Origin of the sequence: Pantoea sp. CFSAN033090 (assembly GCF_001264395.1) — a bacterium.
In the GTDB taxonomy this organism is placed as follows: domain Bacteria; phylum Pseudomonadota; class Gammaproteobacteria; order Enterobacterales; family Enterobacteriaceae; genus Pantoea; species Pantoea agglomerans.
This window is the reverse complement of sequence record NZ_LGYX01000003.1, coordinates 15,662-28,301: the sequence shown is the minus strand read 5'-3', so window position 1 is coordinate 28,301 and position 12,640 is coordinate 15,662. Positions and strand designations below refer to the sequence as shown.

Sequence of the window (12,640 nt, the reverse complement as noted above, 5' to 3'; positions counted from 1 at the left end):
AGTCTACCATGCAAACCCAAAGATAAAAAGACAGTAAAATCAGGGATTTAAGTATAGCAAAGGCTATAACTCTTATCATCCGCTATGACTCGCGCTAAGTCGATGGTAGCAAAGCATTTTCTGACCATTCGTCTGGCCATGCAGCATGCCGGATGCGCACGAAGCAGCGCGCCACCATTGAACCGTGTCGCCGTTTACCGGAAAATGCCGGGCTGATAAATATGGGATACCGGTTATGAATAACCCTTTTGAAACGTTGATCGTGCCTGGTGGCATTTTACTGCTGGGCTTTCTCTCGGCGCTGCTGCTGCCCGCGCCCGCCTTTAGCGTGACGGTGGCGCAGCATCTGTTGCAGATGTTCCATTTGCAGGACCTGAATCAGCTCTACACGGTGGTGTTTTGCGTCTGGTTTTTGCTGCTGGGCGCACTGGAGTTTTTTGTTATCCGTTTTGTCTGGCGTCGCTGGTTCAGGGGCTGACAGCAGGATACGCATCGACCAGCGCCTTTAGCCGTTCGGCACTGCGCGCATAACCTTCACGTGGCAGATGGGCCGCCCCCAGTAACAGGCCCGCACCGCGCTGATCCGCCTGCTGATACCAGATCGACAGCGGCGACGGCGCCATGCCCCACTCCACCGCCTGCTGCGCAATCACCTGATCCGGTGAACCGGCGGGTAAACGGACAATCACCGCCAGCCCGGCGCGTTGCAGGTCAGGAAAGTGAGGATGCAGCGCCGCGATCATCTGCTCCAGCCGCTCATGATAGACGCGCTTCATGCGCCGCAGATGCCGCATAAAGTGGCCATCCCGCAGAAATTCCGCCACCGCGTTGTGCAGCAATCCGGAGGAGGCAGGCGAAAGCAACGCGCAGACCTCGCCGAACCGGGCCGTCAGCGCGGGTGGCACCACCATAAAACCGAGCCGCAGTTGCGGCGTCAGCGTCTTGCTGAACGTGCCGATGTGCAACACCCGCCCCTGGCTGTCGAGCGCGGCCAGTGCCGGCGCGGCGCGATTGCCGGGCTGAAGCTCGCCGAGATAGTCATCTTCGATAATCCAGCGCTGCGCGCGGCTGGCCCAGTTAAGCAATTCATGGCGGCGTGCCAGGCTCATCGTCATGCCAAGCGGCGCCTGCTGTCCCGGCGTGACCAGCGCAAAAGCGGCATCCGGCGCGCGGGCAATCCCGGCCTCAACCTGCAACCCTTCGGCATCAACCGGCACGGCAACCGGCGTGACGCGCAGCGCTTCAACCGCGCGACGCGCCACCCAGAATCCGGGATCTTCCAGCCATGCTGTTTTACCCTGAAAATTCATCGCCAGCCCAATCAGTCCCATTGCGCCAGCATAGCCGCTGGTAATAATGATCTGGTCCGCCTGACAGCGCAGGCCGCGTGCCACCGCAAGGTAGGCCACCAGCGCCTGCCGCAACGCTAAGCTGCCGCGGGGATCGGGATAGCTGGCCGGTCTGCTGACCTGCAGGCGCGTCTGACGCTGCAGAATGCGCAGCCAGACTTTGGCCGGGAATGCATCGCTGGCAGGAATGCCCATCTGGAAGGTCAGCGGTGGCGCTTCATACTCCTCTGCACCTTCCAGCAGCTGGCGTTCAGCATCGGCGCTGACCGGTTTTAACGGTGGTAATGGGCTGACGAAGGTACCCGCCGCGCCTCTGGCCTGCAGAAACTGACCATCAACCAGCATGTCGTAACTGGCGCGAACGGTGCCACGCGCCACGCCGAGCTGAGCCGCCAGATCGCGACAGGAAGGCAGACGCGCGCCAGGTTGTAAACGTCCTTCACCAATCGCCTGTTCGATCAGCTGGCGCAGTTGTTCACTGAGGCCACGTGACGCGCCGCGCTGCAGTGTCATCGTGGAAAGCGGCGATGGACCAGTCAGACTCTCATTTTTTGGCACTTTATCTGCTCCATTGAAAGGCTGAAAATCGCCTTATCAACCCTGAATGAGGCAATAAGATGAGCGAACGTATCGATTTTCACAGTGCAGCACCGGCAGGCATGAAAGCGCTGGGCGGCGTATACAGTTATCTGGCACAAACCGATCTGCCGCTCACTTTACTGGAACTACTGTTCCTGCGCATATCGCAGATTAATGGCTGTGCCTACTGCATTGATTTACATACCAAAGCACTGAATAAAGCGGGCATGGGCTGGGATAAGATCGTGCTGACCTCGGTCTGGCAGGAATCCGGTACGCTGTTCAGTGATAAAGAGAAGGCTGCCCTGCACTGGGCTGAATGCCTGACCCTGATTGCTCAGCAGGGTGCGCCAGACAACCGCTATACCGCACTGAAAGCGCACTTCAGTGAAAAAGAGATTGTCGATCTGAACATCGCGATTGGTCTGATGAACACCTACAACCGCATGGCGATAAGTCTGAAAAAGTTGCCCGCCAGCGCCAGTCAGTCATAAGTGAATCCGATGCGTGCGCCGGTGTGCACGCATTTTCAGACTCACAAAAATGTAACATTATTTTTACACAAGCAGCCTTTCAGCCTCTCTTCCCCCGATTCCCGTTATTCCTTACTGCATAATAAATCGCTAAATTTCAGCGGATTAAATAATTCCGCACGGTTCATATCCATTCCGTCGTTGCACCAGTATGGGGCTTTTCAGCAACATGCCATTTCCGTTAACCCACTGACTTCACACTAAAAAACCCCTAATACGCCGCTGGCCCTGATGATTAATTCTTATGCTGAATCATTTCTGCATTTAAAAAATAAACAAATGTTTAATTCAGATGCGAGAATGTTATATTCAGATGACAAAGCATAACGTGCAGTTAACGCGTTATTACCGCTTTAACCCTATACCTGAGACTTAACCTTTGAGAAATAGCGCAACGCGCTCGTAAGAAGCGTGACTATTTCGCCTGCAAAACTGTTGGGCTTCAGGTCAACAGAAGAGGAGATGTCGCCTCATGTGCAATTCAGCTGTAAACCTTGCGCTCGCGATGAGTGCCATGGCAATGGACACCACTACTACCGCGCAGGAGCGCAAAGACGTTGACGTGCTGCTGATTGGCGCAGGTGTGATGAGCGCCACCCTCGGCGCGTGGCTGCAGGATTTAGAGCCGGACTGGTCCATCGAAATGGTGGAGCGGCTGGATAGCGTGGCCGAAGAGTCGTCCAACGGCTGGAATAACGCGGGCACCGGTCATGCGGCGCTGGCAGAGCTGAACTATACGCCTCAGCAGGCGGATGGCAGCATCGACATCTCTAAAGCGGTGACGATCAACGAATCGTTCCAGATTTCCCGCCAGTTCTGGGCTTATCAGGTTCAGAAAGGCAACCTGCGCAACCCTAAAAGCTTTATTCACAGCACGCCGCACATGAGCTTTGTCTGGGGTGACGACAATGTCGACTTCCTGCGCAAGCGCTTTAAGGCGCTGCAGAAAAGCACCCTGTTCCGTGGCATGGCCTACTCCGAAGATCCGCAGCAGATTGCCCGCTGGATCCCGCTGGTGATGAATGGCCGTGACCGCAGCCAGAAAGTGGCCGCGACCTGGACGGAGATGGGCACCGATGTGAACTTCGGTGAAATCACCCGTCAGCTGATCGCCTCGCTAGAGAAGAAAGCGAATTTCCAGCTGCGTCTGCGCCAGGAAGTGCGTGAGCTGAAGCAGCTCGCCGACGGTCGCTGGCAGGTGACGCTGCAGTGTCTGAACAGCGGCACACGTCGCACACTGACGGCGGGTAGAATATTTATCGGTGCTGGCGGCGCAGCGTTACCGCTGTTGCAGAAGGCTGGCATCCCGGAAGCCAACGGTTACGCTGGTTTCCCGGTGGGCGGTTCATTCCTGGTAACGGAAAATCCGCAGGTCGTCGCGCAGCACATGGCTAAGGTCTATGGCAAAGCCAGCGTCGGTGCGCCGCCGATGTCCGTGCCGCACGTCGACACCCGCGTGCTGGATGGCAAGCAGGTGCTGCTGTTTGGCCCGTTCGCCACCTTCTCGACTAAGTTCCTGAAGCAGGGTTCGCTGATGGATATGTTCACCTCACTGAACAGCAGCAATATGCTGCCGATGGTGAAAGTGGGACTGAAAAGTTTTGATCTGGTGAAATATCTGATGGATCAGGTGCTGCAAAGCGATCGCGACCGGATGGACGCCCTGCGCGCCTATGTGCCGCAGGCGAAGCAGGAGGACTGGCGCTTAGTGACTGCCGGTCAGCGTGTGCAGATCATCAAGAAAGATGAAAAAGAGGGCGCCGTGTTACGTCTGGGCACCGAAGTGGCCGCCTCACAGGATGGCTCGATTTCAGCACTGCTGGGTGCATCGCCTGGCGCCTCTACGGCGGCACCGATCATGCTGGAGCTGCTGCACAAGGTCTGTCCTGAGCAGATGGCTTCGCCGGAATGGCAGAACAAAATCCGTGCGGTGATCCCATCCTGGGGACGTAAGCTGAACGGCGACGTAGCGCTGACAGAGAAAGTGTTAGCCGAAACCAGCCGGATTCTGCAGCTCGACTATTCGCCGGTTACCCCGATGGCGGCAAACGATGAAGGACGGGAAACCGCGTTCGTCGTCGGCAAATAATTCAGCGCCATTGATAAAAAGGCTCCGCACTGCGGGGCCTTTTTTATTGGCCGGTTACCTGGTCGATCCGGGCATTCTCTATTAGGGTTAAGGCATCTTTTAGCTGCACGATCAGGAGGAAACTGCATGTCTTACTCCCCTGCTTCACCGGAATTCACGCTGCTCGACCGCTACTGGCGGGCAGCAAACTACCTCTCCGTCGGACAAATTTACCTGATGGATAACCCGCTGTTGCGTGAGCCACTCAGGCCTGAACACATTAAACCGCGTCTGCTGGGTCACTGGGGCACTACGCCAGGCCTGAATTTTATCTATGCCCACCTCAACCGCGTTATCCGGAAGCAAAACCTGGATATGATCTACATCTGCGGACCAGGACATGGCGGCCCCGGCATGGTGGCGAATACCTGGCTTGAGGGCAGCTACAGCGAGATTTATCCGCACATCACGCAGGATGCGGCGGGCATGCAGCGTCTGTTCAAACAGTTCTCCTTTCCGGGGGGCATTCCCAGTCACGCGGCACCGGAAACGCCTGGCTCGATTAATGAAGGCGGTGAACTGGGCTATTCGCTCTCCCATGCGTTTGGCGCGGCCTTCGATAATCCCGAACTGGTTGTACCCTGCGTGATTGGCGACGGCGAAGCGGAGACCGGTCCACTGGCCTCCAGCTGGCACGGCATTAAATTCCTGAATCCTGAACGTGACGGCGCGGTCCTGCCGATTCTGCACCTCAATGGCTACAAAATCGCCAACCCGACGCTGCTGGGTCGCAGCAGCGATGAAGATTTGCACCAGTTGTTCAGTGGCTACGGCTATGAGCCGCTGTTCGTCTGCGGGCATGAGCCTGAAAAAATGCATCCGCTGATGGCGGAGGCGCTGGATAGTGCCTTCAGTAAAATCGCCGCTTATCAGCGCGAGGCGCGCCAGGGCAAAGCCACCACCGGGGTGCCGCGCTGGCCAATGATTATCCTGCGCAGCCCCAAAGGCTGGACCGGTCCGAAAACGGTCGACGGAAAGAAAGTGGAGGATTTCTGGCGGGCGCATCAGGTGCCGGTCGCGGCCTGTCGTGAAGATGAAGGACATCGCCAGATCCTTGAGACGTGGATGCGGAGTTATCAGCCAGACGACCTGTTTGATGAACAGGGTCGCTTAAAGCCGGAACTGCAGGCGCTGGCACCGGAAGGTGATAAACGCATGGGGTCTTCGCCTTATGCCAATGGCGGCCTGTTGCGCCGTGAGCTGGATGCGCCTGAACTCGCGGAGTTTGCCTGCGATGTCAGCGAGCCAGGCGCACAGATGGCGCAGGCCACTGAGCATCTGGGCCGCTACCTCAGCGTGCTGTTCCAGCGCAACCGCGATAATTTCCGCCTGTTTGGCCCGGATGAAACCGCCTCTAACCGCCTGACGCCGGTCTTCGACGTGACCAGCCGTACCTGGCTGGAACGAACAGAGCCTTACGATGAGCAGCTGGCGCGTGATGGCCGGGTGATGGAAATTCTCAGTGAGCATCAGTGTCAGGGCTGGCTTGAGGGCTATCTGCTGACCGGCCGCCACGGGCTGTTTAACTGTTATGAAGCTTTTATTCACATCGTCGATTCGATGTTTAACCAGCACGCCAAGTGGCTGAAAGTCTCGCGTAAACTGAGCTGGCGTAAGCCGATCTCGTCGCTGAACTATCTGCTCTCTTCACACGTCTGGCGACAGGATCACAATGGCTACAGCCATCAGGATCCGGGCTTTATCGATCACGTTGCCAATAAAAAAGCGGACATTGTGCGCATCTATCTGCCGCCCGATGCCAATACGCTGCTGTGGGTTGGCGATCACTGCCTGCGCACCTGGGACCGCATCAATGTGATTGTGGCGGGCAAGCAGCCTGCGCCGCAGTGGCTGGATATGGCGAGTGCGGTGACCCATTGTGAAGCGGGCATGGGCGAGTGGCGCTGGGCGGGCACCACCCCAGAGCATGAGGAGCCGGATGTGGTGATGGCCTGTGCCGGTGATGTGCCGACCATGGAGACGATGGCGGCGGTGGATCTGCTGCGCGGTATGCTGCCCGAACTGCGTATCCGCGTGGTGAACGTGGTCGATCTTCTGGCGCTGCAGCCGCAGGATCAGCATCCGCATGGCAAATCTGATGCGGAATTCGACGCGCTGTTTACCCCGGATAGACCGGTGATCTTCGCCTTCCACGGCTATCCGACGCTGATACATCGCCTGACCTATTCGCGTACCAACCACCGCAACTTCCATGTGCGCGGCTTTAATGAAGAGGGAACCACCACCACGCCATTTGATATGACGGTGCTGAACGAGCTTGACCGCTATCATCTGGCGCAGGAGGCGATTCTGCGCGTGCCTGGCCTGGCCGATGCGCATCCTGAGCTGCTGGACGATCTGCAGGAGCGCATCGCTGAACATCATCGCTATGTGCGTGAACACGGTGAAGATGTGCCGGAGGTGCAGAACTGGAAATGGCCGTCGGCCACTGCACCTGGTGCACCCGATTAAGCGGCCAGCAAGGCGTCGGTCAGCATCCAGATGGTAGTCGCCACCAGCGACAGCGCCATCAGGCTGTTAAATAACTGACGCTTCCAGGCAATCTGCAGATGGCTGCGCAGGCGATCGCCCAGCGCAGCCCAGATCAGAATGCAGGGCAGGTTCAGCAGCATAAAGCCGATCATCACCGTCAGCACGCCGCTGCTGGCGCTGTACAACAGCGCCACATTGGTCGCCATCAGCCAGGCTTTGGGATTGATCGCCTGGAAACAGGCACCGCCCAGCAGCGTCATGGGCTGCGGCTTGCTGCGCACTTCAGGTGCTGCCGCACGGAAAATCTTCCATGACAGCCACAACAGATAGGCACAGCCTGCCAGCGTCAGCGGCAGGCGAATCGCCGCCATCCAGTGCAGTAAGACCTCCAGTGCGACGCCGGCGATCACCGTTTGCAGCGCACAACCTACCAGTATGCCAAACACCATCGGCAGCGTGCGGCGCATGCCGAAATTGACGCCTGAGGTCGCCAGCAGCAGATTGTTCGGGCCTGGCGTAATCGACATGACGGTAACGTAACTGAAGAAAGAGGGATCGAGCATGGTGACTCTCCTGAAAACAGACAGAGTTCTATGCTACGGCGGGAAAAGGGATGGTAACAGTGACACAAAATCACTATTGTTATGGTTACAGTTCCCGTTAACAGCAATTGTACCCATCCAATCCGGAGGCTACTGTGTCCCTTGCTCCCACTTCCGATCGGCCTCTCTATCAGCAGCTGGCAGACAGCTTCGCTGAGGCTATCCATCAGGGCACGCTGAAACCCGGCAAACGTCTGCCGGCGATCCGCCGCGTCGCCCAGTCACATCAGGTCAGTGTCAATACGGTACTGAATGCCTGGCAGTTGCTGGAAGATCGCGGGCTGATTGAGGCGCGTCCCCAGTCGGGCTATTACGTGCGCGGCGTGTTGCCCGCCGTGACCCGTCATGGTCAGCATAAAACCCGGGTACGCGACCCCAGCAGCAGCAAGCTCGACCTGATCGATAAGGTATTTGCGGCGCAGAACCATCCCGACTACATCAATATTTCCCTGGCCTGTCCCCAGGATAGCGAGCTGTTTCCTGCGGCACGTATTGCCCGGATTACCGCCTCACTGCTGCGCCGTGATCCGAACATGATTGGGCGCTATGCGCTTCCGCCCGGTAGTGAGCGCTTACGGGAGGAGATTGCGCGACGGGCGCTGCACGCCGGACAGACGCTCACCGCCGATGAGATCACCCTGACCCACGGCTGCATGGAGGCGCTTCAGCTGGCGCTGCGGGCGGTCACGCAGCCCGGCGACTGCGTCGGACTGGAGTCGCCGACCTACTTTTTCCTCTTCCCGCTGCTGGCTTCACTGGGCCTTAAGGCGCTGGAAATTCCCACCGATCCGCAGCATGGGCTGTCGCTGGATGCGCTGGAGATGCTGCTTCAGGAGCAGCGAATTAAGGCGCTGATTGCGATGCCGAGCGCGCAGAACCCGCTGGGCTGCGGCATGTCGCTGGAGAACAAGAAGCGGCTGGCGAAGTTAGTGAATACTTACCACGTTCCGCTGATAGAAGATGGGCTGTATGACGAGTTACAGTTCGACTGGCCGCTCTCGCCCGCGGTAAAAGCCTTTGATCGCGACGGCTGGGTGATCTACTGCACCAGCTTCACCAAAACCGTGGCGCCCGATTTCCGTATTGGCTGGACCGCCGCTGGCCGTTTTCATGATGCGATTGCCCGACTGAAAGCGGTGTCGTCGATGGCAGAATCCGCCCTGCTCTCTGAAACGCTGGCGGAGTTTCTTGCTTCCGGCGGTTATGACCACCATCTGCGCACGCTGCGCCGTCGCTACGCGGCCAATCTGGATGAGGCGCGGGGACTGATCGCCCGCTACTTCCCGGAGGGCACCCGCGCGACGCTGCCGCGCGGTGGCTTCGTCTTCTGGGTCGAGTTACCGGGCGGCGTAAATACCACCGAGATGTTTGATCGGCTGCTGCAGGAGCAGATTTGCGTCACGCCCGGCGCGCTCTATTCGCTGAGCGAGCGCTACAACCATGCACTGCGCCTCTCCTGCTGCTATCCGTTTGATGCGCGCTACAGCTGGGCGATCAGACGCGCGGGCGAAATCGCCTGTGAACTGGCGGGAGTATCCTGCGGCGAGGCTCAGGGTGTACCGTTGCGGCCCCAGACGGTATAGCCGTGGCGTTCAGTCAGGCGTTCGTAATAGGTGCGTACCGCCGGATAATCAGGGTGTTCGAGCGGGGTTTCAAACCAGCGGTTCACCGCCAGACCAATCGGAATGTCTGCCAGCGTGAAATTACGTCCGGCAACGTAGCGACCGGTTTTTTCCAGCTGCTGATTGAGAATGCTCATGGTGTGTGCCCAGCCTTTGCTGGCCGCGGCCAGCAGACGTGGATCCTGATGAGCCGGTGAGTTTCGCACCAGCGACATAAATGCGTAGCGCCATGAGGTGTTGAGTTCAGTGGACTGCCAGTCCATCCACTGATCGACAGGCGCACGCGTTTGAGGATGATGAGGATAGAGCCACTCGCCGCCATAGGCATTCGCCAGATAGCGCAGGATGGCGTTGGATTCCCACATCACAAAGTCATCATCTTTCAGTACCGGCACCATCGCATTGGGATTAAGTGCCATAAATTCGGGCAGGTGCGTTGAGCGGAATCCATCGCCCCACTCTTCGCGCTGGTAATCAAGGTCAAGCTCGTCACACAGCCATAATACTTTGCGCACGTTGATTGAGGAGGCGCGTCCCAGGATCGTTAGCATTCACAGTCTCCGGTAAAATCTTTAACTTATTGATAACGCTGTTAGCTGTTATAAGCAATCATCCGGCAGAGAAAAGGCCGCACTGAACCCAATCGCAAGGAGTCATCATGAAGGTCGCGTTTAAGCAAGTCGATGTGTTTACCTCAGCAGCCTTTAATGGCAATCCGCTGGCGGTGATTATGGATGCTCAGGGGTTGAGCGACAGCCAGCTGGCGGCGATTGCCCGCTGGACTAACCTGTCGGAAACCACCTTTGTGCTGCCGCCACAACATGAAGAGGCGGACTACCGGGTGCGTATTTTTACCGTTGAAGGCGAACTGCCGTTTGCCGGTCACCCAACGCTGGGCACCGCACACGCGCTGCTGGAGGCGGGCTGGCCAACCCGTACGCCGGGTGAAATCGTGCAGGAGTGCGGCGTCGGTAACGTGACGGTGAAGATTAATGAGACGGGCGGACTGGCCTTTGCCGCGCCAGCTGCCACCCTGATGCCATGGCAGGATGCGCTGATGGGTAACGCCTTAAACAGCGATGCATTCGATCTGACGCAAAGCCCCACCGTGGTGGATATGGGTATCCGCTGGCTGCTGGTGCCAATGGTCAGCGCCGAGGCCGTGCTGGCGCTGCAGCCCAATGTCAGCGATTTGCAGCGCCTGATTAAACATGCGGGTGTCTCGGGCGTGATGCCTTTTGGCCGTTTGCCCTCGGGCGAGCATGAACAGTATGAAGTGCGTGGCCTGCTGGTGGAAAATGGCAGCCTGACCGAAGATCCGGTGACCGGCAGCGCCAACGCCTGTCTGGCGCGTTACTTTGCAGCCGCAGGCCATACCACCTCCTATCGCGTGCGTCAGGGTACTGCCCTGCAGCGTGCCGGTCGGGTGAACGTAACCTTTAATGGTGAAACCATCTGGATTGGCGGTAATACCGTAACCGTCATTGATGGCACCATTACGCTGTAAAAGGCTGCGACGTCGCGGGGTGCTTTCCGCGACGCCACCAGCGGTTAAATCCCCTGCCCGCCTGAGGCTTCAATACGCTGAGCGGTGATCCAGCCGGTTTCGTCACTGAGGATCGCGCTGATGGCGTCGCCGATATCATCCGGCAGTCCGACCCGGCCCAGCGCCGTCAGCCCGGCAATCTGATGGTTAATCTCGGGGGTATCGCGCACCCGGCCACCGCCAAAGTCAGTCTCTATCGCGCCAGGTGCAAGGATATTGACGCGAATGCGCCGTTCGCCCAGCTCCTTCGCCTGATAGCGCGTCAGTACCTCCATCGCCCCTTTCATTGACGCATAGGTCGAGGAGCCAGGATAGATCAGCCGGGTCAGACCGCTGGAGATATTCAGGATGCGGCCACCGTCGTTGATCAGCGGCAGCAGCTTCTGGGTCAGGAAGTAAGGCCCTTTGAAATGCACATTAACCAGCGCATCAAATTCCGCCTCGGTAGTGTCGGTAAATGGTTTGTAGTATCCGTGTCCGGCGTTGTTCACTAAATAGTCAAAGCGCTCCCGCTGCCACTGCTGTTGCAGTGCCTCTTTCACCTGGCCGACAAAGCGATCGAACTGACCGGTTTCGCCGACGTCCAGCGCCAGCGCCACTGCACGCCGTCCCAGCGCCTCAATCTCCTTCACCACCGTCTGTGCTTCATCGGCATGGCTGCGGTAAGTCAGGATAATGTCTGTCCCCCTGGCCGCCAGTTTTAACGCGCCATTACGGCCTAAACCGCGGTTTGCACCGGTAATTAACGCCACTTTCTGATTCATCTCTCGCACCTGTTGAAAAATTGAACACAGGTTAAGGATATTCGCGAATTATTGATCTATAAACAGTGTTAAATGCGCATCACTGTTTCAATAAAAACAACAATCGGTGAACAACATGGACAAAATTCACGCAATGCAGGTGTTTGTGCGGGTGGCCGAAATGGGCAGTTTTACCCGAGCGGCAGAGAGTTTAGGTGTCCCCAAAGGCAGCGTTTCGCGGCAGATACAGGCGCTGGAGAATCAAATGGCAACACGTTTGCTGCATCGCACCACGCGCCGGGTGCAACTAACCCAGGACGGGTTGGTCTATTACGATCGCTGTCTTGATTTATTGTCGATGATTGACGATATGGACAGCCTGTTCCAGCACGAGCCTGCCTCGCTCAGCGGTAAGCTCCGGATTGATATGTCTGTGGCCATGGCCACCAGTTTTATCCTGCCACGGCTGCCGGAATTTTTGCAGCACTACCCCGGCGTAGAGATTGAGCTGAGCAGCAGCGACCGTCAGGTGGATGTAATCCGGGAAGGTTTTGACTGCGTAATCCGCGTCGGTGAGCTCAAAGATTCTGGCCTGATTGCGCGAAAAATTGGTACCCATACCTTGATCAACTGCGCCAGCCCTGGCTACCTTTCGCGTTTCGGCATGCCGATCCGGCTGGAAGAGCTGTCGCAGCATGCGATGGTGCATTACAGCCAGCAACTGGGTCAGGCCTCACCGGGTTTTGAATATTTTGATGGCAGGCAGTGTCACTATGTTCACACCGGCGGTGTGGTCACCGTGAACAGCACCGAAACCTATCGCGCCGCCTGTCTGGCGGGGTTAGGCATTATTCAGGTGCCTGCCGCCGGGATTCAGACATTACTGGAAAGAGGCGAGCTGGTAGAAGTGCTGCATCGCTTTCCCGCCAGACCGATGCCGATCCACCTGCTCTATCCGCACCGGCGCAATGTGGCGCGTCGCGTGCGGGTTTTTATGGAGTGGCTGAGTCAGGTGTTACAGGAGTACGTCACCTGAGCGGCTATA

Annotated in this window: 11 protein-coding genes; 7 read left to right on the top strand and 4 right to left on the bottom strand. The window is 57.7% G+C overall.

The genetic code is table 11. The features are described from left to right. Positions 1-235 precede the first annotated feature (235 nt). Entirely contained in the window at positions 236-478 is a 243-nt protein-coding gene (locus AFL22_RS02570) for a DUF1158 domain-containing protein (RefSeq protein WP_010253517.1), read from the top strand. Here AFL22_RS02570 and AFL22_RS02565 read toward each other — a convergent pair. Continuing rightward, complete coding sequence (locus tag AFL22_RS02565; protein WP_052270743.1) at positions 468-1,907, bottom strand: PLP-dependent aminotransferase family protein; 1,440 nt, start codon at positions 1,905-1,907, stop codon at positions 468-470. The genes AFL22_RS02570 and AFL22_RS02565 overlap by 11 nt on opposite strands. Before the next feature lie 59 nt (positions 1,908-1,966). Here AFL22_RS02565 and AFL22_RS02560 point away from each other — a divergent pair, with 59 nt between their 5' ends. From AFL22_RS02560 to AFL22_RS02550, 3 genes are all read left to right on the top strand, one after another. Beyond that, positions 1,967-2,422, top strand: a complete 456-nt coding sequence (locus tag AFL22_RS02560; protein ID WP_052270742.1) for a carboxymuconolactone decarboxylase family protein — start codon at positions 1,967-1,969, stop codon at positions 2,420-2,422. A 511-nt stretch (positions 2,423-2,933) separates the two neighbouring features. Continuing rightward, positions 2,934-4,550, top strand: coding sequence for a malate dehydrogenase (quinone) (gene mqo, locus AFL22_RS02555; protein ID WP_052270741.1), 1,617 nt, complete (start codon positions 2,934-2,936; stop codon positions 4,548-4,550). Between the two features lie 126 nt (positions 4,551-4,676). Continuing rightward, the gene (locus tag AFL22_RS02550) at positions 4,677-7,061 is read left to right on the top strand and encodes a phosphoketolase family protein (RefSeq protein WP_052270740.1); all 2,385 of its coding nucleotides are present in this window, start codon (positions 4,677-4,679) and stop codon (positions 7,059-7,061) included. Here AFL22_RS02550 and AFL22_RS02545 read toward each other — a convergent pair. Continuing rightward, on the bottom strand, positions 7,058-7,645 hold the full coding sequence (locus tag AFL22_RS02545; protein WP_031593770.1) for a LysE family translocator: 588 nt from the start codon (positions 7,643-7,645) through the stop codon (positions 7,058-7,060). The genes AFL22_RS02550 and AFL22_RS02545 overlap by 4 nt on opposite strands. A gap of 134 nt (positions 7,646-7,779) precedes the next feature. On the opposite strand from AFL22_RS02545, the gene AFL22_RS02540 reads away from it, so the two are divergent. Further along, complete coding sequence (locus AFL22_RS02540; RefSeq protein ID WP_052270739.1) at positions 7,780-9,267, top strand: PLP-dependent aminotransferase family protein; 1,488 nt, start codon at positions 7,780-7,782, stop codon at positions 9,265-9,267. Here AFL22_RS02540 and AFL22_RS02535 read toward each other — a convergent pair. Then, positions 9,234-9,857 (bottom strand): glutathione S-transferase, encoded by a 624-nt coding sequence (locus tag AFL22_RS02535; protein ID WP_010253536.1) that lies wholly within the window; start codon positions 9,855-9,857, stop codon positions 9,234-9,236. The genes AFL22_RS02540 and AFL22_RS02535 overlap by 34 nt on opposite strands. Positions 9,858-9,964: 107 nt before the next feature. Between AFL22_RS02535 and AFL22_RS02530 the strand changes: the two genes are divergently transcribed. Beyond that, positions 9,965-10,813: a PhzF family phenazine biosynthesis protein gene (locus AFL22_RS02530; RefSeq protein ID WP_010253539.1), complete on the top strand. Its 849-nt coding sequence runs from the start codon at positions 9,965-9,967 to the stop codon at positions 10,811-10,813. Positions 10,814-10,857: 44 nt separating this feature from the next. Here the strand turns inward: AFL22_RS02530 and AFL22_RS02525 are convergent, their stop codons facing one another. Beyond that, positions 10,858-11,616: an SDR family oxidoreductase gene (locus tag AFL22_RS02525; protein ID WP_052270738.1), complete on the bottom strand. Its 759-nt coding sequence runs from the start codon at positions 11,614-11,616 to the stop codon at positions 10,858-10,860. Positions 11,617-11,731: 115 nt separating this feature from the next. Here AFL22_RS02525 and AFL22_RS02520 point away from each other — a divergent pair, with 115 nt between their 5' ends. After that, positions 11,732-12,631: a LysR family transcriptional regulator gene (locus AFL22_RS02520; RefSeq protein WP_010253546.1), complete on the top strand. Its 900-nt coding sequence runs from the start codon at positions 11,732-11,734 to the stop codon at positions 12,629-12,631. The last annotated feature ends 9 nt before the right edge of the window (positions 12,632-12,640 follow it).

What these genes read in the sequence shown, in the direction of transcription:
- AFL22_RS02545 (WP_031593770.1), bottom strand. Translation starts at nt 7,645, where the DNA reads ATGCTCGATCCCTCTTTCTTCAGTTACGTTACCGTCATGTCGATTACG.
- AFL22_RS02525 (WP_052270738.1), bottom strand. Translation starts at nt 11,616, where the DNA reads ATGAATCAGAAAGTGGCGTTAATTACCGGTGCAAACCGCGGTTTAGGC.
- AFL22_RS02550 (WP_052270740.1), top strand. Translation starts at nt 4,677, where the DNA reads ATGTCTTACTCCCCTGCTTCACCGGAATTCACGCTGCTCGACCGCTAC.
- AFL22_RS02530 (WP_010253539.1), top strand. Translation starts at nt 9,965, where the DNA reads ATGAAGGTCGCGTTTAAGCAAGTCGATGTGTTTACCTCAGCAGCCTTT.
- AFL22_RS02560 (WP_052270742.1), top strand. Translation starts at nt 1,967, where the DNA reads ATGAGCGAACGTATCGATTTTCACAGTGCAGCACCGGCAGGCATGAAA.
- AFL22_RS02570 (WP_010253517.1), top strand. Translation starts at nt 236, where the DNA reads ATGAATAACCCTTTTGAAACGTTGATCGTGCCTGGTGGCATTTTACTG.
- AFL22_RS02535 (WP_010253536.1), bottom strand. Translation starts at nt 9,857, where the DNA reads ATGCTAACGATCCTGGGACGCGCCTCCTCAATCAACGTGCGCAAAGTA.
- AFL22_RS02520 (WP_010253546.1), top strand. Translation starts at nt 11,732, where the DNA reads ATGGACAAAATTCACGCAATGCAGGTGTTTGTGCGGGTGGCCGAAATG.
- mqo (WP_052270741.1), top strand. Translation starts at nt 2,934, where the DNA reads ATGTGCAATTCAGCTGTAAACCTTGCGCTCGCGATGAGTGCCATGGCA.